21 protein-coding genes are annotated in these 20,448 nt (G+C 63.4%); 19 read left to right on the forward strand and 2 right to left on the reverse strand.

Translation table 11 applies throughout. The features are described from left to right. Positions 1 to 29: 29 nt before the first annotated feature. The gene (locus tag AAHK20_RS14690; RefSeq protein WP_449182189.1) at positions 30 to 947 is read right to left on the reverse strand and encodes a DMT family transporter; all 918 of its coding nucleotides are present in this window, start codon (positions 945 to 947) and stop codon (positions 30 to 32) included. A 100-nt stretch (positions 948 to 1,047) separates the two neighbouring features. Here AAHK20_RS14690 and AAHK20_RS14695 point away from each other — a divergent pair, with 100 nt between their 5' ends. The 5 genes from AAHK20_RS14695 to AAHK20_RS14715 all read left to right on the forward strand — a co-directional run bounded on the left by AAHK20_RS14695 (position 1,048) and on the right by AAHK20_RS14715 (position 5,376). Further along, positions 1,048 to 1,950 (forward strand): LysR substrate-binding domain-containing protein, encoded by a 903-nt coding sequence (locus AAHK20_RS14695; protein ID WP_449182190.1) that lies wholly within the window; start codon positions 1,048 to 1,050, stop codon positions 1,948 to 1,950. Between the two features lie 99 nt (positions 1,951 to 2,049). Continuing rightward, the gene (locus tag AAHK20_RS14700) at positions 2,050 to 2,376 is read left to right on the forward strand and encodes a DUF2322 family protein (RefSeq protein WP_449182191.1); all 327 of its coding nucleotides are present in this window, start codon (positions 2,050 to 2,052) and stop codon (positions 2,374 to 2,376) included. 101 nt (positions 2,377 to 2,477) lie between these two features. Then, entirely contained in the window at positions 2,478 to 3,104 is a 627-nt protein-coding gene (locus tag AAHK20_RS14705; RefSeq protein WP_449182192.1) for an Lcl C-terminal domain-containing protein, read from the forward strand. Positions 3,105 to 3,496: 392 nt separating this feature from the next. Continuing rightward, positions 3,497 to 4,732, forward strand: coding sequence for a PAS domain-containing sensor histidine kinase (locus tag AAHK20_RS14710; RefSeq protein ID WP_449182193.1), 1,236 nt, complete (start codon positions 3,497 to 3,499; stop codon positions 4,730 to 4,732). 8 nt (positions 4,733 to 4,740) lie between these two features. Continuing rightward, positions 4,741 to 5,376, forward strand: coding sequence for a response regulator transcription factor (locus AAHK20_RS14715; RefSeq protein WP_449182194.1), 636 nt, complete (start codon positions 4,741 to 4,743; stop codon positions 5,374 to 5,376). 54 nt (positions 5,377 to 5,430) lie between these two features. Here the strand turns inward: AAHK20_RS14715 and AAHK20_RS14720 are convergent, their stop codons facing one another. Next, the gene (locus tag AAHK20_RS14720; RefSeq protein WP_449182195.1) at positions 5,431 to 6,441 is read right to left on the reverse strand and encodes an AraC family transcriptional regulator; all 1,011 of its coding nucleotides are present in this window, start codon (positions 6,439 to 6,441) and stop codon (positions 5,431 to 5,433) included. Positions 6,442 to 6,697: 256 nt separating this feature from the next. Here AAHK20_RS14720 and AAHK20_RS14725 point away from each other — a divergent pair, with 256 nt between their 5' ends. From AAHK20_RS14725 to AAHK20_RS14790, 14 genes are all read left to right on the forward strand, one after another. Beyond that, entirely contained in the window at positions 6,698 to 7,753 is a 1,056-nt protein-coding gene (locus AAHK20_RS14725; RefSeq protein ID WP_449182196.1) for a beta-keto acid cleavage family enzyme, read from the forward strand. Between the two features lie 32 nt (positions 7,754 to 7,785). After that, on the forward strand, positions 7,786 to 9,105 hold the full coding sequence (locus tag AAHK20_RS14730) for an MFS transporter (protein WP_449182197.1): 1,320 nt from the start codon (positions 7,786 to 7,788) through the stop codon (positions 9,103 to 9,105). 32 nt (positions 9,106 to 9,137) lie between these two features. Next, on the forward strand, positions 9,138 to 10,118 hold the full coding sequence (locus AAHK20_RS14735; RefSeq protein WP_449182198.1) for a quinone oxidoreductase family protein: 981 nt from the start codon (positions 9,138 to 9,140) through the stop codon (positions 10,116 to 10,118). Positions 10,119 to 10,143: 25 nt separating this feature from the next. Continuing rightward, the gene (locus AAHK20_RS14740; protein WP_449182199.1) at positions 10,144 to 10,992 is read left to right on the forward strand and encodes a TauD/TfdA dioxygenase family protein; all 849 of its coding nucleotides are present in this window, start codon (positions 10,144 to 10,146) and stop codon (positions 10,990 to 10,992) included. A 20-nt stretch (positions 10,993 to 11,012) separates the two neighbouring features. After that, positions 11,013 to 11,573: an RBBP9/YdeN family alpha/beta hydrolase gene (locus AAHK20_RS14745; RefSeq protein ID WP_449182200.1), complete on the forward strand. Its 561-nt coding sequence runs from the start codon at positions 11,013 to 11,015 to the stop codon at positions 11,571 to 11,573. Next, on the forward strand, positions 11,560 to 11,919 hold the full coding sequence (locus AAHK20_RS14750) for a Rieske (2Fe-2S) protein (protein ID WP_449182201.1): 360 nt from the start codon (positions 11,560 to 11,562) through the stop codon (positions 11,917 to 11,919). The genes AAHK20_RS14745 and AAHK20_RS14750 overlap by 14 nt, the downstream gene beginning before the upstream one ends. 67 nt (positions 11,920 to 11,986) lie before the next feature. Next, entirely contained in the window at positions 11,987 to 13,135 is a 1,149-nt protein-coding gene (locus AAHK20_RS14755) for a porin (protein WP_449182202.1), read from the forward strand. Positions 13,136 to 13,165: 30 nt separating this feature from the next. After that, the gene (locus tag AAHK20_RS14760; RefSeq protein ID WP_449182203.1) at positions 13,166 to 13,549 is read left to right on the forward strand and encodes a BON domain-containing protein; all 384 of its coding nucleotides are present in this window, start codon (positions 13,166 to 13,168) and stop codon (positions 13,547 to 13,549) included. A gap of 156 nt (positions 13,550 to 13,705) precedes the next feature. Continuing rightward, entirely contained in the window at positions 13,706 to 14,251 is a 546-nt protein-coding gene (locus AAHK20_RS14765) for a hypothetical protein (protein WP_449182204.1), read from the forward strand. Positions 14,252 to 14,427: 176 nt separating this feature from the next. Beyond that, positions 14,428 to 14,814 (forward strand): response regulator transcription factor, encoded by a 387-nt coding sequence (locus tag AAHK20_RS14770; protein ID WP_449182205.1) that lies wholly within the window; start codon positions 14,428 to 14,430, stop codon positions 14,812 to 14,814. A 177-nt stretch (positions 14,815 to 14,991) separates the two neighbouring features. Continuing rightward, a complete protein-coding gene (locus AAHK20_RS14775; RefSeq protein ID WP_449182206.1) occupies positions 14,992 to 15,462 on the forward strand; it encodes a YMGG-like glycine zipper-containing protein in 471 nt (156 codons plus the stop codon). Positions 15,463 to 15,490: 28 nt separating this feature from the next. Then, positions 15,491 to 15,898, forward strand: a complete 408-nt coding sequence (locus AAHK20_RS14780; RefSeq protein WP_449182207.1) for a hypothetical protein — start codon at positions 15,491 to 15,493, stop codon at positions 15,896 to 15,898. A gap of 94 nt (positions 15,899 to 15,992) precedes the next feature. Beyond that, entirely contained in the window at positions 15,993 to 17,243 is a 1,251-nt protein-coding gene (locus AAHK20_RS14785) for an efflux RND transporter periplasmic adaptor subunit (protein WP_449182237.1), read from the forward strand. A 12-nt stretch (positions 17,244 to 17,255) separates the two neighbouring features. Beyond that, on the forward strand, positions 17,256 to 20,447 hold the full coding sequence (locus tag AAHK20_RS14790) for an efflux RND transporter permease subunit (protein WP_449182208.1): 3,192 nt from the start codon (positions 17,256 to 17,258) through the stop codon (positions 20,445 to 20,447). Position 20,448 lies beyond the last annotated feature (1 nt).

Genomic DNA, 20,448 nt, shown 5'->3' on the forward strand with positions numbered 1-20,448 from the left:
GCGCTGGAGAGTCATCGTGGGACACGCGGCTAAGTCGTTTGAGAGGAGGCCACCGGCGCTGGCGCGGCCCCGGCTCGCCCGCGGCTTTGCAGCAGATAAACCCCGCCGAGTATCGTCGCCATCGCCACCAGATCGAGCGGCCGCATCGGTTCATGACCGATCGTCAAGCCCATAAGCAAGGCGACCACCGGCGGGATATACGTCACGCTCGAAGCCGCGAGCGCGCCGAGCCGCCCGACGATGAAGTAATAGAGGATGTAGGCCAAGCCCGTACCCGACAAACCCAGCCCCAGCACGAGGCCGACAAAGGCGCGCGTATCGCCGGTCACGCGCGTCATGCCGTGGAAATCGGTGACGCAAGTCAGCACGACAAGCCCAAATCCGATTTGCCAGGTCGACAAGGCGAGCGGCGAGAGATCGAGTCCGGACAGGAAGCGACGCGCATAGACGAACGAGCATCCGAGGCTCAGCGAGCCGGCGATCATATACAACACCCCGAGCAGATTGATTCCCGCGCCGTGCGCATTCCACGGCTGCGCGATCATCATCACGCCGACGAACCCGACGAGGATGCCGGCAATCATCCGCGTGGTCGGTCGTTCCTGCCGCAACAGCGCCCACGCGCAAACGAACGAAAACAACGGAATCGCGCCACTCAACATGCCGGCTACGCTGGACAGCAGCAGCGCCGTGCCCTTTGCAAACGCGTAGTAGTAGACGGCGGTCGCGAGCAGCGACATCACGAAGAAATGATGCGCATGCTTCAGATGGCGCCACTTGAGCGCCCGGGTGAACAGCGCGAACGCCAATAGCGGCACGAAGCCGAACAGCACGCGGAGAAAGACGATCTGGCTGGCGGAGATATCGACGCTCGCCCACTTCATGAACATGAAGTTGGTGCCCCAGATGAGGCCGAGCGCGGCGAAGGCGAGGTAGGCGGGATTCACGGCGATGACTCTGAAGAAAGTTTCGTGGCTTCATTGTCGCGACGGCGCCGATGCGGTACAAATGATTTAATGTCCCTCGATGCTATAGAAAACCTACGTCATGCGACCGATTCCGCCCTTGAAAGCCCTGGTTTCGTTGGAGGCCGCCATGCGGCTCGGTAGTTTTACTCTAGCTGCTGATGAGCTGAGCGTGACCCCCGGCGCGGTCGGCCAACAGATCCAGAAGCTCGAAGAGTGGCTCGGTGTCGCGCTGTTCGTGCGGCAGGTCAGGCAGGTGGCCCCGACTCCCGAAGGCCGCGCGTATTTCGCGCGAATTCAGCCTGCGCTCGCCGAGATCATTCACGCAAGCCGCCGCTTGCGGGAACGCCAGAACAAGGGCTTGCGGCTTTCGATGCCGCCGAGCTTCGCCGCCAAGTGGTTTGCTCCGCGTATGGCGGACTTGCTGCAGACGCACCCGGGGATCGCGCTGAGCCTCTCCACGTCGACCACGCTCGTCGATTTCGAACTCGATGCGGTCGATCTCGCCGTGCGGTATTTCAATGGCGTCGACGCACAGCTTGCGGTGCAACGGCTTTGCGCCGACGAGGCGCGCGTGTATTGCAGCCCGGCTTACGCGAAGAAATGGAAATTGAAGCGGCCCGAAGACCTTCAATCGGCGACGCTGCTCCACAACACGTTGCATCCTCACTGGCCGGCCTGGCTCGCGCGCTTCAGCAGTCTCGCCGAGGCGCGGATCGAAGCGATTGCCGGCATTCAATTCGACCAGTCGCTGATGGCGATCGAAGCGGCCGTGAGCGCGCAAGGGGCGGTGTTGACGAGCGCCATTCTGGTCGAAGCCGAACTCGCGGACGGCTCGCTCGTCGAGCCGTTCGGCAAGGCGCTTCCTTTGCCGACGGGCTACTACCTCGTCCACCTCGATACCGATGAGTTGCCGCCAGGCGTGCAATCGCTGAAAGCATGGTTCGCCGATAAGATCGCTGCCGACCGCAAGGCTGTCGAATGAATCAATGGCATCGGGCGGCCGTGCTAAACCGATGCGCCACCTCCAATCGGATAAGATGCCGCTCGCCAAGCAACTTCCCTCAAGACTGGAGTGTTTTCAATGATTCAACCGAGCAACGTATTCAAGGACAACCTCGCTCAACTGCCGGGTATTGACGGCATCGAACGCATCGATCTGGTCGACGGCAGCGGCGCCGTGGTGGCGAGCATCGAGAACAAGCCGGGCAAGCAGGGCTCGGTCGCGGTGTATCACTATTTGCGCGAGGCATTCGGCACGCTCGACGCCAAGGCCGCCGAACATGGCCTCGCGGTGTTCGCCGAGCACACGGCCGATGCGCGCAACCGTCCGGGCGCGCATCCGAACGTCGACCGTTTGCTCGCGATTGTCGCCGGCGGCGAGGCGTTGCGCATCGACGTCGTCAAATAGATGGACCAAAGTCCTATTTCGATTTCCACGCATACCCATTAGCCTGAATCTGCGGGATTGCGGTTGCCGTCAGTGCAGCCCTGGATACCGGAGCGCAGGCTATGGGCAAAATCAGTTTCGTCGGGCTGGCCGACGCACACAAGACGACGAGTGTTCGCCAAGCGCGTGCAGCAGAGGCGCTGATGGCGGGACTTGTCTCGCTGATGCTGGTCGTTGCGCCGAGCCGGGCGCATGCGCAGGACCCTGAACCTCCGGCCGGCGGCATTTGCCTGCCGGCCGGCACCTACCCGGTTCCAGGCAGCGCGGACCTCGTGCTGAGCGCGCCTCGTTGCTTCAGCCCGCCGGCGCAACAGGCGCTGGGTGGCAAAGGCAGCGTGGGCCGCCGGGTCAAGCGCGATTCATTCAGCGGTACCGCGGTAGGCGGCTATACCTACGGCGAGGGCGTTCACTATTGCCTCGATCACCACATGCGCTTGCCGTCGAGCGACGAACTGAAAGCGCTGGTCGGCTACGCCAATGGCGCCGATCATCCCAACGGCGGCAACGCGCTCGTCGCGTCCAAGGACAACACGCGCTATCCCGGTGGGGTGTACGGCTGGGGAGGACAACTCGGTTACTGGACTTCGACTTCCGCCGGGAACCGGATTCACCATGTCGTGCAATTGACCGACGGCCGAGGCGGTCCCTATCACGACTCGCATCTCGCCTACGTCACTTGCGTGCGATAGGGGACGCGCATTCGGCGATCGTCGCTAAGAATTAAGCAAAAATATAGTCTTACTGATGATCTGAATCGTCTAATTAGAAAAAACGACGATGGCGCAAATAATGTCGTGCAGGCGGTAGAAAAGTGACTAACATCAAGTAGCAACTACCGCACCGTCGTATAAATGGCTGCGGAGTCGAAGCACGATGAGCGCTGTTCCTTCTCAACATAGCGGCTAGCCAAATTTGCCGCGGTTTGCGAACACGAATAAAGCCATGTTTGAGAGGTTGGTGAGCACGCAGGCGCTGCGATGCCCACCCGCTTAGCTCTTCCCGAGTGCGACTGCCACTTCGGCGCGATTTGGAATACTTTGGCCAGTTTTATGCCTCGCGCGATGGCAGGGAGAGATTTGCCATGCCTATTGCCATGCCGGGCTACGAGGCTGTTATGGCTGCGATCGGACAAGCTGTCCGCGTCGTGGCGGATATGGCTGAACGGCTGCCGTCGATCATCAAGCGTATCAAGCCTCGCTATACAGTCCGGCGCGCAACGGCCCCCATGCGCGATGCTCTTGAATGCGTGCCGGTTGCGATCATCGGCATCAGCCGTTCCGGAACCATCGGATTCGCAAATGCTAAAGCCGCGGAATTGTTTGGCTACGGTTGCGATCAGTTGATCGGAGCGCAACCCGGCCTTTTGATTCCGGAATTGGGGCTGACCGACTCGCTTGCCGTTGCCGACAACCCTCTCTTGGGACACGAGGCGAAGGCGGTACCCGCGCTGGATGCCTTCACCGCAAAGCGCCGCGACGGCACGGAGTTTCCCGCCGAGGTGACGACGAGCCAATGCGACGTCGACGGCGCGCCGACGCGGCTTGCCGTGATCGTCGACCGAAGCGAGCGATACGAGCTCCACCGCAATCGCCAGGAGCTGGCGCATCTGACGCGCATTTCCGCGCTAGGCGAGCTGGCCGGCTCGCTCGCGCACGAACTGAACCAGCCGCTCACGGCGATTCTGAGCAACTCGCAAGCGGCGCAGCGCTTCATGGAAGCGGACCCGATCAACGTCTCCGAGGTGCGGGACACCCTGCGAGACATCGTTGCGGACAATTGCCGGGCCAGCGAAATCATTCGCAAGATGCGCGCGCTCGTCAGGAAGGGCGATGTGGAACTGCAGCCGCTCGATATCGGCAGCGTGGTTCGCGATGTGGTGTTGCTCGTGCATAGCGATGCGGTCATGCGCGGGATTCGAACGCGGCTTGAGATCCCAGCTGTGTTGCCGCCGGTGCGCGGCGACAAAGTGCAGTTGCAGCAAGTCGTGCTCAATCTCTTGCTCAATGCGTTCGATGCCATGCACGAGTGTCGTCCCGCCGATCGCGTGGTCGTCGTTCAGGTTGCGTTGAAGCCGGGGGAGAGGGTGTTGATCGCCGTTCGGGACCGTGGGCAGGGCCTGACCGTGGACCAGATGGACAAGATATTCAAGCCGTTTTTCACATCGAAGCCGCATGGCCTAGGGCTCGGCCTATCGATTAGCCGCACCATCGTCGCGGCGCACGGGGGGCGCCTTTGGGCGGAGAACAACGACAAACGAGGCGCCTCGTTTTATGTGTCGTTGCCGGTCGAAGGCATGGAGGGACCGAACCGGACGTGAGGGCGACTATGAATGAATCTGCTTCCCGAGTGTTTGTCGTCGACGATGACGTCGGCGTTTGCCGCGCGTTCGCACGGCTCTTGCGTTCGGCCGGATATCAGGCCGAAATCTTCGAATCCGCGCAGTCGTTCTTGAAGGGCGCCGACCTGTCGAGCGGCCCCGCGTGCGTCGTGCTGGACCTGCAGTTGCCGGATTTGAGCGGGCTCGAGGTGCAGCGCGAATTGAACATGAGCCTGCCGATCATCTTCGTCACGGGGCACGGCGATATCGGCACGACCGTCGATGCCATGAAGGCGGGCGCAGCCGATTTCCTCACCAAACCGGTATGCGACACCGTTCTGCTCGAAGTGGTCGAGCGCGCGCTCGAACGCGCTTGCGAGACATTCGAGCGACGGCGGGAACTCGCGGAGATTCGATTGCGGCTTGATCGCCTGACGCCGCGCGAGCACGAAGTCATGGCGCGCGTCGTCGTCGGCCGGCTGAATAAGCAGATCGCGGGCGAGCTCGGCATCGCCGAAAAGACCATCAAGATTCATCGCGCCCGCGTGATGGAGAAAATGGGCGCGCAAACGCTTGCCGATCTGATCCACCTTGCCGGCAGGGCCGGCATCGGTGCTGCCGAGTCAGTACGGCTGCTGCATTGACGCTAGGCGTGCCGCGCGAAGGCGCGACGGCACGTTGCGCCTGCTCGTAGCGATTCAGGCTGGTACCTTCCCCGCAGCGGCGCGCCACAGGCGGGGCGTCATGCCAAAGCGCTGGGTGAACCAGTGCGTGAACGACGACTGGCGGGTGTAGCCGAGCAGTGCGCCAACGCGCCCGATCGAATAGCGCGGGTTGGCCATGTAGCGCAGCGCGAGTTCGTGGCGCACCTCGTCGACCAGCGTCGAGAAGCTGGTTCCCGCCGCATCGAGATTGCGCTGTAAGGTGCGCACGCCCAGCCGCAAATGCTCCGCGATGGTCTCGATACTGGCTTGTTCCAGCGGGAGCAATAGATAGATGGCGCGGCGCACGTCCATGACGATCGCGTCCGGTCCCGAGACATTGAGTGGCGCGGCGAGACTCTCTGCATACCGAACCAATTCCGGATCCGCCAAGGGATTCGGACGATCGAGATCGGCGGCGTCGCAGACGATCCCGTTGAAGTCGCTGTTGAACACCGGCGGGCAGCCGAAGAAGCGCCGATGCACATGCAGCTCGACGGGCCCCGAGTGGATGAAGTGGACACTGCGCGGTTTCCAGTGCGCGCCGAGCACGGTGCTGCAGTGGCGCGCCATGACACCCACGGCGAGTTCGGTTGCCTGGCGCTTCGGGACGTCAGATTCCGTGACGATTTCCTCGCGAATGGTCACGGTATCCCCCGCTGTTTCGACATAGATGCCGAGCGCTTCGTTGAGCAGGTGCCGGTATTGAACCGTTGCGAGCAGGACTTCGCGCAGGGTGCGCTTGTGCGCGAGCAGTATCGCGATGACGCCGAACCCGAACTTCTGGCGCGTTTCGGCGATTTGCAATCCCAAGGTCTGACATGAGGCGCTGGCGGCCGTGAGCTCGAGCAGCCGGCAGGCCGCTGCGGCGGAAATGCGAGTTTGGGGGTCGGCGAGCGCCGACCCATCAAGCCCCACTTCCCGAAGAAAGTTGCCGGGATTCAGGCCAAGCTGCCTCGTTACCTCGACGTAGCCGGTCAAGCTGCCTGAGCGCACTGTCGTTTCCATCGTTCGTCCTGAGTCCGGCGTATGGCTTCACCTTGTGCGCTGCATGTCATTGGCAACGACAGATTGGCAACGACTGATTGGAAGCGCCTGGGGGTTTACGCGATGTGTCACGAGATGCGAAAAGAGTGTCACGTAAAAGCAAAAGCATACTGCCTGAGTTCCCTATATTTCAACCCATGGCGCGGCACGTTTCGACGGTCAAACCGCGCAATCGAACGCATGGGTCGAAAGCCCCCAATCAGGCCAGGAGGACATGATGCAATTTCTAGACGATTCGCTGCATCCGGAGAACCAGGACAAGGTCGTGATCACCGTCGCGCCCTATGGTCCGGAATGGATGCCGGCAGACTTTCCGGAAGACATTCCGGTGACGATGGATCAGCAGATCCAGAAGGCGGTGGATTGCTACAACGCCGGGGCCACCGTGCTGCACTTGCATGTGCGGGAGCTGGACGGCAAGGGGTCCAAACGCCTGTCGAAGTTCAACGAGCTGATCGCGGGCGTTCGCGCCGCGGTGCCGGACATGATCATCCAGGTGGGCGGCTCGATTTCGTTCGCACCGGAAGACGATGGGCAAGCGGCCAAGTGGCTGTCGGACGATACGCGCCACATGCTGGCCGATTTGGAGCCGAAGCCCGAACAGGTGACCGTGGCGATCAACACCACGCAGATGAACATCATGGAGCTGCTGTACCCGGAATACCTGGAGGGCACGTCGCTCGCCAACCCGGTGTTGCATGCCGCCTATAGCGAGATGACGGTGCCTGCCGGTCCGGCGTGGGTCGAAGAACATCTTAGGCGCCTGCAGGCGTCCGGCATCCAGCCGCATTTTCAGCTCACCGGCATGCATGCGCTGGAAACGCTCGAGCGGCTCGTTCGCAAAGGCGTCTACCGGGGCCCGTTGAACCTGACCTGGATCGGCATCGGCGGCGGCTTCGACGGCCCGAATCCGTTCAACTTCTTCAACTTCATCGAGCGCGCCCCGAATGGTTGCACGTTGACCGCCGAATCGCTCTTGAAGAACGTGCTGCCGTTCAACATGATGGCGCTCGCGATGGGGATGCATCCGCGCTGCGGCATCGAGGACACGATCATCGACCAGCACGGCAAGCGCATGACCTCGGTGCAGCAGATCGAGCAGTGCGTGCGCGTGGCGCACGAGCTCGGCCGCGAGGTTGCGTCGGGCAAGGAAGCCCGCCGGATCTATCGGATCGGCGTGCAATACGACACCATCGACGAGACGCTCGCCGCCAATGGGATGGCCCCGAACCGCAAGCCCGGCCAGCTCAACCTGCCGCTGCACGCGGCTTGAAACCAGCGGCACGGGACGCGCAGGAGACGATCATGCTGACGCACGCTGAGCCTGTATCTGGAAGCCTTGCGGCAACGCCAAACGACGTGCGCCCCTATGCGTGGGCGGTGTTCGCGTTGACCGCGGGTCTGCTGCTGTCCGACTACATGTCGCGGCAGGTCCTCAATGCCGTCTTTCCGTTGCTGAAAACGGCATGGCACCTGTCCGACACGCAATTGGGCTCGCTCAGCAGCGTGGTCGCGCTGATGGTAGGAATCCTGACCTTTCCGCTGTCGGTGCTGGCCGACCGTTGGGGACGCGTGAAGAGCATTGCGCTGATGGCCGCGATGTGGAGTCTCGCCACGCTCGGATGCGCGCTGTCGACGAATTTCGGCGAAATGCTGGCGGCGCGCGCGTTCGTCGGCATCGGCGAAGCCGCGTATGGCAGCGTGGGCGTAGCGCTGGTCCTGAGCATCTTCCCGGCTCGCCTGCGCGCCACGCTGACAGCCGCCTTCATGGCCGGCGGGGCGTTCGGCTCGGTGCTCGGGATGGCGCTCGGCGGCGTCGTCGCGGTGCACCTCGGGTGGCGCTGGTCGTTTGGCGCCATGGCCATCGTCGGCATCGTGCTCGTCGTGCTGTACCGCCTCGTCGTGACGGAAAAACGGCTCACGCCGCTGCAGCCCGCTCGCGCGCTCGTTCAGCCCGGATCGGCAGGCATGCGGACCAGTTTGCGCACGCTGTTGAGGGGGCTGTTTTCGTCGAAGTCTGTCGTGTGCGCCTACGTCGGCAGCGGCCTGCATCTGCTCGTTCCGGCGGCGCTGTGGGCGTGGATGCCCAGTTTCCTGAACCGTTACTACGGCATGGCGCCCGGCAAGGCGGCAGTGGGGGCCGCGGGATTCGTCCTGGTGACGGGCCTTGGCATGGTGGCATGCGGAGTCTTGACCGACCGCGTCAGCCGGGGGGCGCCCGAGAGGAAGTGGCTGACGGCCATCGTCTATTGCCTGTTGTCGTTCACGTTGCTGGCCACCGCGTTCCGGTTCGCGCCAGGGCCGTGGCAACTCCTGTTGATCGGCGCCGGCATGTTCGTCAGTGCGGGTGCGTGCGGACCGGCCGGAGCGATGGTGGCCAACCTCACGCCGTCGTCCATCCATGCCTCAGCCTTCGCCACCCTGACGCTTGCGAACAACTTCCTGGGGCTCGCCCCCGCCGCAGTGCTCGCGGGGATCATCGCGGACCGGATCGGCCTCTTGGGCGCCTTGCAGCTTGTCCCGTTCGCGCCGCTTGCCGCGATGGTCGCATTCGTGATCGGCAGACGGAACTATTCACGCGACCTGTGCCGAATCGAAGCGCAGCGCGATAGCGCACAACGTTGATTTCAGATTGATTGAATTGCAGGAGATCGAGCATGGCAAAAGCAGTCCGTTTCCATCAACCTGGCGGCCCCGAAGTCTTGCGATACGAAGACGTCGCGGTAGGCGAGCCTGGCCCAGGCCAGGTCCGTCTGCGCCATGAAGCCGTCGGGCTGAACTTCGCCGACACGTACTTCCGCACCGGTCTCTATCCGGTGACGATGCCCGCCGGCATGGGCGTCGAGGCGGCGGGCGTCGTCGAGGCCATCGGCCCGGAGGTGACGAACGTCGCGGTGGGCGATCGCGTGACCTACACCGGCTTTGTGAACACGCTCGGCGCCTATAGCACGGAGCGGCTGATCCCGGCCGCGCCGCTCATCAAGCTGCCTGCGGGAATCTCGAGCGAGACCGCGGCAGGCATGACGATGCGCGGCTTGACCTCGGCGTATCTGCTGCGCCGCATCCACGGCTTCAAAGCGGGCGACACCATTCTGCTGCACGCCGCGGCCGGCGGCGTCGGCCTCATCGTGTCGCAATGGGCAAAGCTGCTGGGCCTCACCGTGATCGGCACCGTATCGAGCGAGGCGAAGGGCGCGGCGGCCCGCGCACATGGGTGCGATCACATCATCGACTACAGCCGCGAAGACGTCGCCAAGCGCGTGCGCGAACTGACTGACGGCGTCGGCGTAAACGTGGTGTTCGACAGCGTCGGCAAGGATACCTTCGAGGCGTCGCTCGATTCGCTCAAGCGCCGCGGTTTGATGGTGTGCGTCGGCACTGCATCAGGCCCGATCCCGCCGTTCAATCCGCAACTGCTGGCGATGAAGGGCTCGCTCTACCTGACACGTCCGGCGCTGGCCGACTACATCGCCGACCCGGCCGAGAAGAATGAGCTGGCGGCGGAGGTCTTCGGCCATGTCGCCGCCGGACGCATCAAGATCGAAATCAACCAGCGCTATGCGCTCGAAGATGCCGCCCAAGCGCACCGGGACCTCGAATCGCGCAAGACGATCGGTTCCTCGGTCTTCGTCATCTGAGCATCTGAGCATCCAAGGAGGAGACATGCGTATCGAACCACTGACGTGCGCGCTTGGGGCCGAGGTCGTCGGCGTCGATCTCGCCGACGCGGTGCATGACGAGGGCCTCTTCGCCGAGATCCGCGCCGCGCTCTTCGCGCACCGCGTGCTGTTCCTGCGCGACCAGGACTTCACGCGCGCCGAGCACGTCGCCTTCGCGCGCCGCTTCGGCGATCTCGAGGACCATCCGGTCGCAGGCAGCGACCCCGAGTATCCAGGCCTCGTGCGCATCTATAAAACACCGGAGCAGCCGAACGATCGCTACGAAAACGCTTGGCACTCCGACACGACGTGGCGCGAAGCGCCGCAATTCGGCGCCGTGCTGCGCTGCGTGGAATGCCCGCCGGTGGGCGGCGACACGATGTGGGCGAATATGGTCCTGGCCTACGAGAAGCTGCCCGAGCACGTCAAGGCGCAGATTGCGGACCTGCGCGCGCGCCACAGCATCGAGGCCAGCTTTGGCGCCGCGATGCCGATCGAAAAGCGACTCGCGTTGAAGGCGCAGTTTCCGGATGCGGAGCATCCGGTTGTCCGCACCCACGCGGAGACCGGGGAAAAAATCCTGTACGTGAACGCCTTCACCACCCACTTCACGAACTTCCACACGCCCGATCGCGTGCGCTATGGACAAGACGCCAGCCCTGGAGCCGCCGACCTGCTGAAGTATCTCGTCAGCCAGGCCTACATTCCCGAGTACCAGGTGCGCTGGCGCTGGCGCAAGAACAGCGTCGCGATCTGGGACAACAGCGCCACGCAGCACTACGCGGTGATGGACTATCCGCCTTGCCATCGCAAGATGGAGCGCGCCGGCATCATCGGCAGCAAGCCGTTTTAACTTAGGGCGATCACTGCGTCATGAAACTGACAACGTCTCCCGCGATCCTCATCGTGCCGGGTTTGCGCGATCACGTGCCCGAACACTGGCAAACGCTGTTGCAGGCGAAGCTGCCCAACGCGGTATCGGTCGCGCCGCTCGAACACGACAAACTCAGCTGCGCGGCGCGCGTCGCGGCATTGGATGCGGCGCTGGCGGCAATCGATGGCCCGGTGATTCTGGTCGCGCATAGCGCCGGCGTCATGATCACGGTGCATTGGGCACAGCGGCATGACCGCGAGATTCACGGTGCGCTGCTTGCCACGCCGGCCGATTTGGAGCGGCCGATGCCGGCGGGCTACCCGGCTGAAGACGTGCTGGAGAAGAACGGATGGCTCCCTTGTCCGCGCCGAACGCTGCCGTTCCCGAGCATCGTTGCGGCGAGCCGCAACGATCCGCTTGCGCAGTTCGATCGCGTTGCCGCGATGGCGAACGATTGGGGCAGCCGTCTCGTCGACTTGGGCGAGGTCGGCCACCTCAACCCGGCTGCGGGCTTTGGCGAGTGGCCGATGGCGGAGACGCTGATCCATGAACTGCTTTGACACGAACGCGCATCAGACTATGTCGCGACGGATACCGGTCGCGTCGGTCGAAGAACTCGCGCCTGGGCAACGCAAGCTCGCGTTCGTCGAGGGGCGCGGCATCGTGCTGTTCAACGTTGGCGGCGCGGTTTGCGCCATCGAGAACGCCTGTCCTCACAACGGCGCATCGCTCGCGAACGGCAGGCTCGACGGCAGCATGCTGCAATGCCCCGCGCATGGCTTGCGCTTCGATGTGATCACCGGCTGCATGCCGGCGGTGGAGGGCTTGCGTCTCACGACCTTCCCTGTCAGCGTCGCGGAAGGTCAATGGTTCGTGAGTCTCGATACACCTAACGAACCGCGCTGATTCCGCATCAGTGAATTGCCCGCCGGGGTCACCCGGCATACAAAAAAGCCCCATACGGAGGAGACATATGAAACTGAAGTTGAGCGCCGCGACGGCACTCGTCGCATTTGCCAGCGTGGCGGCGCACGCGCAGTCATCGGTGACGCTGTATGGCGTCCTCGATTCGGGGCTGCTGTACCAGAGCGCGAACGCGCCGAACTTCCAATCGAAAGTGAATCTCGGGCATGTCTACCAGCTCAAGGACGGCGGGATCTATTCGAGCATCTGGGGCTTGAAGGGAACCGAGGACATCGGCGGCGGCTACAAGGTCAATTTCAAGCTGCAGGGTTCGTTCACCAGCAACAACGGCAAGAGCGGGCTGTCGGACACGCCGGGTGTCACCGCCGTCTTCAATCAGCAGACGACCGTGGGCGTATCCGGCCCGATCGGCTCGCTCGACCTGGGCCGGCAGATCGTGCCGATGATCTATGCGATGGCGGACACCGACGTTCGCAACGCCCAATACTTCGGCAGCATCCTGACCGCGTGGCTCGGCTTGAATCAGGCCGCCGGCTGGCAGGGCACCAGCACGAACGGTTCGATCGGCGCGCTGTATGACGACAACGCGATCGTCTACCGGTCGCCGAAGTTCTACGGCGCATCGATGGCGCTCGAGTACGCGCCCGGCGGCGTCGCCGGACAGTTCCAAGGCGGCACGCGCGAATCGGCCGTGCTGCAATACTCGAACTACGGCCTGAATCTCGCGGCGGTCTACTACAACGGCCACGACACCAACCCGTTCACGACGACGGCCAGCGGCGCGATCGTCACGGCGCCGTCGACCGGCTTGAACAACAACCGCTTGTTCTACATCGGTGCGATGTACACGTTCCACGATTTCATGGTGTCGACGTCGTACAGCGTCGGCAAAAACCCCGCGAAAAGCGGCCAGGACAGCTTCGAGTTGATCTCGGGCGGGCTCGGCTACAAGTTCACTCCGTTCTTCAAGGTCACATCGGGCTTTTATTACCTGAAGGACCGCAACGTGTCAGCCAATCAATCGAATCTGTTCGCGGTGGGCGCGGAATACAACCTCTCGAAGAGCACGCTCGCCTACGCACAGGTCGGGTACGTGAACAACCGGGGCGACATGAGCCAGACGATCATCTACGGCGTGCCGGTTCCCGAAGGCCATTCGACCACGGCGGCGATGCTCGGCATCCGCCACGCGTTCTGATCCGAGCCGCTATCAATCACGGAGAAATCGATGAAAACAATCAAGGCACTCAGGCTGGCCGGCGCCGGACTGATCGCGCTGGCGTCCGCGCACGCCTGGGCTCAAGGAAGCGAAACGGGGGCGAACGCCGCGTCGAACCAAGCTGCCGTCGCGGCCTCGGGCGGCATGTCGGCGAAAGACGCCCGCAAGGCCAATCGGGCGCTGCGCCGTCAAGTCTATGGGGCGATCGTCAAGCACAAGGAAATCAATGCAGGCGACATCAGCGTCATCGCGAGGGGAGGCGCGGTGACTCTCGACGGGACCGTGACCGATGCGTCGCAGATCGACAAGGTGACCGAAATCGCGAAGGGGGTCCCGGGTGTTGCCTCTGTGACGAACAGGTTGACGGTCAAAAAGTCATTTGGGGGCCAGTAGGCACAGCAGGCACGACAAACCAAGGACGACAAACCGCTCTGGAATTCCTAAACTGGTTAATAGCCGGTTTGGATTCCAGCCAGCCTTTCCCTCGGCGACGTTCGATCGATTCGGCAGTCAAATCCAAACGGGTGCGAGCCGATCGAGGTGGGCATCATGAATGGGCGTGGCGTGGGCAAGCTTTTGGTAGTGGCGGCGATGACGGCTGCGAGCGCGGCAGCGATCGCGGGTCACGGCGGCGGCTGGGGCGGTGGCGGCAGCTGGCACGGAGGCGGTTGGGGAGGAGGCGGCGGCTGGCATGGAGGTGGTGGCTGGCACGGCGGCGGATGGGGCGGCGGCTGGCACGGCGGTTACTACCATGGCTATTACTACCGTGGCGGTTATTGCTGCGGCGCGTCCGTCGGTTTCTATTTCGGCCCGGGTTTCGCCTACGGCTATCCCTACCCGTATTACGGTTACCCCTATTACGGCTATCCGTATTCGTATCCGTATTACCCTTACGCCCCGGCAGCCGACGTCACCGCGATGCCGACTCAATATATAGAACAAGGGCAAGGCGGCGGCTACGACGAGGGCGGCGGCGCCGGTGCGCCGCAAATGGGCTACTGGTATCACTGCGCGAGACCCGAGGGCTACTACCCCTACGTCAAATCTTGCCCCGGCGGCTGGGCGAAGGTGCCGGCCCAACCGCCCGCCAATTAATCGAGCTGCGCCGGCTCACGCCGCACGTGTGCAACGTGCGGCGCAGCCTGCCTCAGCGCAGGCCGGTCCCGCGCGCACGTGGACCAAAGTCCTATATCGGTTTCGCGCTTAGCTGAGTAGCCTGAATCTGCGGGATTGCGGTGATACGGGCAACCATCAGATTCGGACTTCTCATAATGGGCAATCTCAAACCGCTCGTTGCGATTGTCGACGACGATGATTCCGTGAGCCGGGCTATCAAGCGCCTGCTGCTTTCGGTTGGGATCGGGGCGGACACGTTTTCGAGCGGCGACGACTTTCTGGACATGCTCGCGTCGATGCCCTCGTATCGTCCTGGCTGCGTGATTCTCGACATTCAGATGCCCGGCTTGAACGGGCTCGAGGTTCAGCGCCGCCTGAACGGCAGCGGCATGCCCGTCATTCTGATCACCGCCTACGACGATATGGCTGTGCGGGCCCAGGCGCTCGCGTCAGGCGCCGTGGCCTATCTGCGCAAGCCTTTCAACGATTCGATTCTGATCAAGACCGTGCAGACGGCGCTGGGCATGACGCCTACGCCCTGAGCCTGCACATCGAACTCGCCGCATGCCTCGCGCGTTCCGGCTGGTATCGGACCAAAGTCCCATTGTCTTCGGCAATCCCGGCTACCAAACTTGTGAGCATCGGTCTGCGCTCGGTCGCGGCGACTCTCGCGCGCTTGAACGAGTGACGCTTACCTTCCCGTCGCCAGAGGAAAGGAAATGAGGCAGTGCATCGTGGCGGGCGCGCTAGCGCTCATGTTCGCCGGCTCGGTATTCGCGCAGCAGCCGATCTACTACCCGGCGAAAGGGCAGAGCGCGCAGAAGCAACAGACGGACACCGCGGAGTGCCAGGTCTGGGCGAAGCAGACGACCGGCGTCGACCCGGTCGTGCTCGCGCAGCAGTCGGCGTACCAGCAAGCTCCCCAGCAGCCTCAAGGCGGGATGGTGAGGGGTGCAGCAGGGGGCGCCGCTTTCGGCGCCGCGGTGGGCGCGATTGCGGGCGATGCGGGCAAGGGCGCTGCCATCGGCGCGCTGACCGGAACGGTGGGCACCGGCATGCGCAACCGGCGGCGCGAAGAAGCGGCGAGTCAACAGCAGATGTCCATGCAGCAGAACACCCAGATGCAGCTCTCGACATTCACGCGGGCCGTGACGGCTTGCATGAACGGCCGAGGCTACACGAGCCAGTAGCGTCGCGGCCGATTGGAGGTGCGCAATCGTGAACAGGTTTGAGTCTGCGGGATTGGCGGCGATATCGGCGGCGATCTTCCTGGTCAATTGCGCAAGCGCGCGGGCCGGCGATTTCGACGGCAGCAAGCCGCTGCTGTGCGCGACGATGGAGGGCCATGCGTGCGATCCCGGCTTGGCCTGCGAGCGCGCGCTGCCGGCGGAGCTGGGCGCGCCGCGTTTCGTGTCCATCGACTTCACCAAGAAACTCATCTCGGGGCCTAACCGGGCGACGCCGATCGTCACCCTGAACAAAACGCAGGGCCAGATTCTCATGGAAGGCACCGAGCTCGACTATGCGTGGACGGTCGTGCTCGATACGAGCGACGGGGACATCACCGTGACCCTGACGAATCGCCATGACGCGCTGGTGTTGTTCGGAGATTGCACGGCGATGTAGTTTCGAGGAGCGTCCGATGAAAACCGCACTCGCTCTTGATCGCGTCCAACGACGGCCGCTGCTCGCCTTTACGTGGCGGCGCGGCGCACTAGGGATGGCGCGAGGCGCGTTGCCTTTGATGGCTGCTTGGTTGGCCGTGGCAGCTGCACTATCGTTGCTCGGCGGCTGCAAGAAACCGTCCGGGCCGCCGGCGCTCGGCGCGCCCGAGGTGACGGTCATGACGGTCGTCGCACGCGACACGCCGGTCGATTTCGAATTCACCGCGCAGACCCAAAGCTCCCGCGAAGTCGAGATTCGCGCGCGCGTGGACGGCTTTCTCGACAAGCGGACCTTCACTGAAGGCCAGACGGTGAAGACCGGTCAGACGATGTTCCTGATGGACCCGAAGCCGTTCGAAGCCGCGCTGCAGACGGCGAAGGGCGAGTTGGCGCAGCAACAGGCGCGGCTCACGGTGACGAAGCAGAACCTCGCGCGCGTGAGGCCGCTTGCCGCGCAGAACGCGTTGAGCCAGAAGGATCTCGACGACGCGATCGGCAACGAGCAGGAGGCCGCCGCAGCAGTGATCTCCGCGCAGGGCCAAGTCCAAAGCGCGGAGCTCAACCTGAGCTATACGACGATCAAATCGCCGCTGAACGGCCTCGCGAGCTACGCGCGGCAGCAGGATGGCAGCTACGTCACGGCCACCGCGACGGGGCTCTTGACCTACGTCTACCAGCTCGATCCGATGTGGGTGAACTTCAGCATCTCCGAGAACGAACTGCTGCGCTATCAGGAGCAGATTCGCGCCGGGAAATTGCGCTTTCCGCCGAACAGCGAGTTCGTCGTGACAGTCGTGCTCGCTGACGGCACCGAGTTTCCGCAGCAAGGCACGATCAGTTTCGCCAATCCGGCGTTCAACACCGAGACCGGGACGTTTCTCGTGAGGGCGGTGCTCGGCAACCCGAACGGTGTGTTGCGCCCCGGACAGTTCGTGAGTGCGCGCGTGGCGGGCGCGTCGCGGCCCAATGCGATTCTGATTCCGCAGCGCGCAGTGCTGCAGGGCGCGAAAAGCCACTTCGTGTGGGTCGTGGACGGCGAGTCGAAGGCGCATCAGCGCGTGGTCGAAGTCGGCGATTGGAACGGCGACAACTGGTTCATTACCGATGGCCTGAAATCGGGCGAGCGCATCGTCGTGGACGGCGCGATCCGCGTCGCGCCCGACGTGGCGCTCAAAATCGTCGGCACGCTGGCGTCGACGGAAACGGGCGGCAAGAAAGTCGTCGAGCACACCAACGAGTCGCCCGCGCCTGCGCCGGCCGAAGGGACGCCCGCCAACGCCAAAGAATCGAGCGGCGCATCGCAGTAACGAGGAGAGCCCATGAACATCTCCCACTACTGCATCGACCGGCCGATCTTCGCCTCGGTCATCTCCATCGTCATCACGCTCGGCGGCGCGTTGACGATGTTCGCGTTGCCGGTCGCCCAGTATCCGGACGTCACGCCGCCGCAGGTGACGGTGTCCGCCACCTACCCGGGCGCGAGCGCCGAGGTGGTGGCCAACAACGTGGCGGCGCCGATCGAGGAGCAGGTCAACGGCGCGGACAACATGATCTACATGTACTCGTCCAGCTCCTCCACCGGCAACGTGACGCTCAACGTCTTCTTCGAGATCGGCACCAACCCGGACCTCGCGCAGGTCGACGTGCAGAACCGCGTGAACCTCGCGCTGCCGCAGTTGCCGCAACAGGTGCAGGCCCAGGGCGTCCAGGTCCAGAAGAAATCGAACGCGTTCATGATGGTCATCGCGATCTATTCGCCGGACCAGCGCTTCGATCCGACCTATATCGCCAACTACGCGAACATCTATGTGCTCGATTCGATCAAGCGCATCGGCGGCGCGAATCAGTCGTCGATCTTCGGCACGCCTGATTACGCGATGCGGATCTGGCTGAAGCCCGATCGCATGGCGCAATTGGGCATCACGGCCGGCGACGTGCAGCGCGCGGTCGCCAACCAGAACCAGCAGTTCGCGGTGGGCAGCATCGGCCAAGCGCCGACCGGCGGTCCGGTCGAACAGTCATTTGCCGTGACGAGCACCGGGCGTCTCGCCACGCCTTCCGAGTTCGACAACATCATCCTGCGAGCGGCGAGCAGCGGCGCTGCAATCGTGCGCCTGAAGGACGTCGGCCGCGCCGAGCTGGGGCAGAAGAGTTACGCGAACCGCAGCACCTTCCAGGGCAAGCCGGCCACGATCATCGCGGTCTATCAGCAGCCGGGCGCGAATGCGCTCGACGTCTCGAAGCAAGTGCGTGCGCGACTCGAGGAATTGAAGAAGTCGTTTCCGCAGGGTCTCGACTACGAGATCGCGATGGACACGACCGATTTCACGCGAGCCTCGATTTCCGACGTCATCCACACGTTCTTCGAAGCGCTCGCGCTGGTCGTGATCGTCGTATTCGTGTTCCTGCAGAACGTGCGCGCAGTGGTGACCCCGATTCTGGCGGTGCCCGTCTCCATTGTCGGCACCTCCATGTTCATGCTGCTGCTTGGCTTTTCGATCAACATGCTGACCTTGTTCGGCATGGTGCTCGCCATCGGCATCGTGGTGGACGACGCGATCCTCGTGATCGAAAACGTCGAACGGAACATGACCGTGCACAAGCTGCCCCCGAGGGAGGCCGCGAAACACGCCATGGACGAGATTTCCGGGCCGATTGTGGCGACCACGCTCGTCCTGTGCGCCGTGTTCGTGCCGGTGGGCTTTCTCGCCGGCATTACCGGACAGTTGTACAAGCAGTTCGCGCTCACGATTGCGATCTCGGTGGTGATCTCGGGGATCGTGGCCCTGACGCTGTCGCCCGCCCTTGCCGCGTTGCTGCTCAAGAGCACGCATCACGAGAAGAAAGGCTTCTTCCGGTGGTTCGACACGAAGCTGGCCGCGATGACGGCCCGCTACAAGCATGCCGTCGCTTTCGTCATCAAACACTTTGCGATCGCCTTGATGTGCTTTGTCGGCATGATCGCGCTGGCGGTGGTGATGATGAAGACCATTCCCGGCGCATTCCTGCCAGCGGAGGATCAAGGCTACTTGCTCGGGGCCGTGATCATGCCGGACGCGGCGAGCCTCGATCGCACGGGCGACGTGGGGCAGCGCGTCACCGACTATTTCATGAAGCAGGACGCCGTGAGCGGCGTCGTGATGGTGAACGGCTACAGCCTGCTCGACAGCCAGAACAAGAACAACGCGGGCACCTTCTTCATCGGCTTGAAAGGTTTCGACGAGCGCTACAAGTTCTCGAACATCAGGACGCAGAATGCGCGCGCGGTGATCATCAAGGCCTATGAAACGCTCTCCAAGATTCAGGAGGGCATCGTCATTCCGGTCAATCCGCCGTCGATACCGGGGCTCGGCACGACAGGCGGCACGGAGATGTGGATCGAAAGCCAGGGCGACGGCTCCATCGCGCAGCTTGCGGGCGTCGTGCAGGACTTCGTTGTGAAGGCGAAGGCGCGGCCCGAATTGTCCGGTGTGACTTCGACCTTCAACGCGTCATCGCAGCAGCTGCTGGCCGACGTCAACCGCGACCAGGCCGAAACGCTCGGCGTGCCGATCGACGAGGTGTACAGCGCGATGCAGACGATGTTCGGCTCGCTCTACGTGTCGCAGTTCAACCGCGACAGCCGTCTCTGGCAGGTCATCCTGCAAGCGGAGCCGCAGTATCGGCTCACGCCGCAAGATCTCGATCAGATCTATGTGCGCAGCAGGACCAACAACATGGTGCCGATCAAGGCCGTGATGAACTACAAGTTCGTGACTGGCCCCGACCTGGTGACGCGCTTCAACAATTTCCCCGCCGTCAAAATCACGGCCAATGCGGCGCCCGGCTACAGCTCGGGCCAGGTGATCGCCGCGCTCGAGGACCTCGCCGCTCAGATGCCGTCGGGTTATGTGGCCGGCTGGAGCGGCGAAGCGTTTGAAGCGCGCCAAGCCGGCGGCAAGTCGGGCCTCGTGTTCGTGTTCGGGATCATCATGGTGTTCCTGATCCTCGCCGCGCAATACGAGAAGTGGTCGCTGCCGTTCGGCGTGTTGATGGCGGTGCCGTTCGCCTTGTTCGGCGCGCTGCTCGCGATCCTGCTGCGCGGGCTCGACAACGATGTCTACTTCCAGATCGGCTTGACGATGCTGGTCGCGCTCGCCGCGAAGAACGCGATTCTGATCTTCGAGTTCGCGGTGATCAACCGCGAGAACGGCGCGTCGCCCTACGACGCGGCGCTGACGGCGGCCGAAGAGCGCATGCGCCCGATCATCATGACGTCGCTCGCGTTCATCCTCGGCTGCGTGCCGCTCGCGATCGCGCTCGGCGCGTCGGCCAACAGCCGCCATTCGATCGGCACGGGCGTCATCGGCGGGATGCTGGGTGCGACGGGCATCGCGGTGTTCTTCATTCCGATGTTCTATTGGGGACTCGAGTCGCTGGCGTCCCGCAAGAGCGGCGGCAAGGATACGCAGGCGCCGGGCGGCTCGGGCTCGCCGCATGTCACGCCGTCCGCGCGGCGCGAGGACGAATGAC

The sequence above is a fragment of the Trinickia camelliae genome, assembly GCF_053525655.1.

What these genes read in the sequence shown, in the direction of transcription:
- AAHK20_RS14695 (WP_449182190.1), top strand. Translation starts at nt 1,048, where the DNA reads ATGCGACCGATTCCGCCCTTGAAAGCCCTGGTTTCGTTGGAGGCCGCC.
- AAHK20_RS14700 (WP_449182191.1), top strand. Translation starts at nt 2,050, where the DNA reads ATGATTCAACCGAGCAACGTATTCAAGGACAACCTCGCTCAACTGCCG.
- AAHK20_RS14705 (WP_449182192.1), top strand. Translation starts at nt 2,478, where the DNA reads ATGGGCAAAATCAGTTTCGTCGGGCTGGCCGACGCACACAAGACGACG.
- AAHK20_RS14710 (WP_449182193.1), top strand. Translation starts at nt 3,497, where the DNA reads ATGCCTATTGCCATGCCGGGCTACGAGGCTGTTATGGCTGCGATCGGA.
- AAHK20_RS14715 (WP_449182194.1), top strand. Translation starts at nt 4,741, where the DNA reads ATGAATGAATCTGCTTCCCGAGTGTTTGTCGTCGACGATGACGTCGGC.
- AAHK20_RS14720 (WP_449182195.1), bottom strand. Translation starts at nt 6,441, where the DNA reads ATGGAAACGACAGTGCGCTCAGGCAGCTTGACCGGCTACGTCGAGGTA.
- AAHK20_RS14725 (WP_449182196.1), top strand. Translation starts at nt 6,698, where the DNA reads ATGCAATTTCTAGACGATTCGCTGCATCCGGAGAACCAGGACAAGGTC.
- AAHK20_RS14730 (WP_449182197.1), top strand. Translation starts at nt 7,786, where the DNA reads ATGCTGACGCACGCTGAGCCTGTATCTGGAAGCCTTGCGGCAACGCCA.
- AAHK20_RS14735 (WP_449182198.1), top strand. Translation starts at nt 9,138, where the DNA reads ATGGCAAAAGCAGTCCGTTTCCATCAACCTGGCGGCCCCGAAGTCTTG.
- AAHK20_RS14740 (WP_449182199.1), top strand. Translation starts at nt 10,144, where the DNA reads ATGCGTATCGAACCACTGACGTGCGCGCTTGGGGCCGAGGTCGTCGGC.
- AAHK20_RS14745 (WP_449182200.1), top strand. Translation starts at nt 11,013, where the DNA reads ATGAAACTGACAACGTCTCCCGCGATCCTCATCGTGCCGGGTTTGCGC.
- AAHK20_RS14750 (WP_449182201.1), top strand. Translation starts at nt 11,560, where the DNA reads ATGAACTGCTTTGACACGAACGCGCATCAGACTATGTCGCGACGGATA.
- AAHK20_RS14755 (WP_449182202.1), top strand. Translation starts at nt 11,987, where the DNA reads ATGAAACTGAAGTTGAGCGCCGCGACGGCACTCGTCGCATTTGCCAGC.
- AAHK20_RS14760 (WP_449182203.1), top strand. Translation starts at nt 13,166, where the DNA reads ATGAAAACAATCAAGGCACTCAGGCTGGCCGGCGCCGGACTGATCGCG.
- AAHK20_RS14765 (WP_449182204.1), top strand. Translation starts at nt 13,706, where the DNA reads ATGAATGGGCGTGGCGTGGGCAAGCTTTTGGTAGTGGCGGCGATGACG.
- AAHK20_RS14770 (WP_449182205.1), top strand. Translation starts at nt 14,428, where the DNA reads ATGGGCAATCTCAAACCGCTCGTTGCGATTGTCGACGACGATGATTCC.
- AAHK20_RS14775 (WP_449182206.1), top strand. Translation starts at nt 14,992, where the DNA reads ATGAGGCAGTGCATCGTGGCGGGCGCGCTAGCGCTCATGTTCGCCGGC.
- AAHK20_RS14785 (WP_449182237.1), top strand. Translation starts at nt 15,993, where the DNA reads ATGGCGCGAGGCGCGTTGCCTTTGATGGCTGCTTGGTTGGCCGTGGCA.
- AAHK20_RS14790 (WP_449182208.1), top strand. Translation starts at nt 17,256, where the DNA reads ATGAACATCTCCCACTACTGCATCGACCGGCCGATCTTCGCCTCGGTC.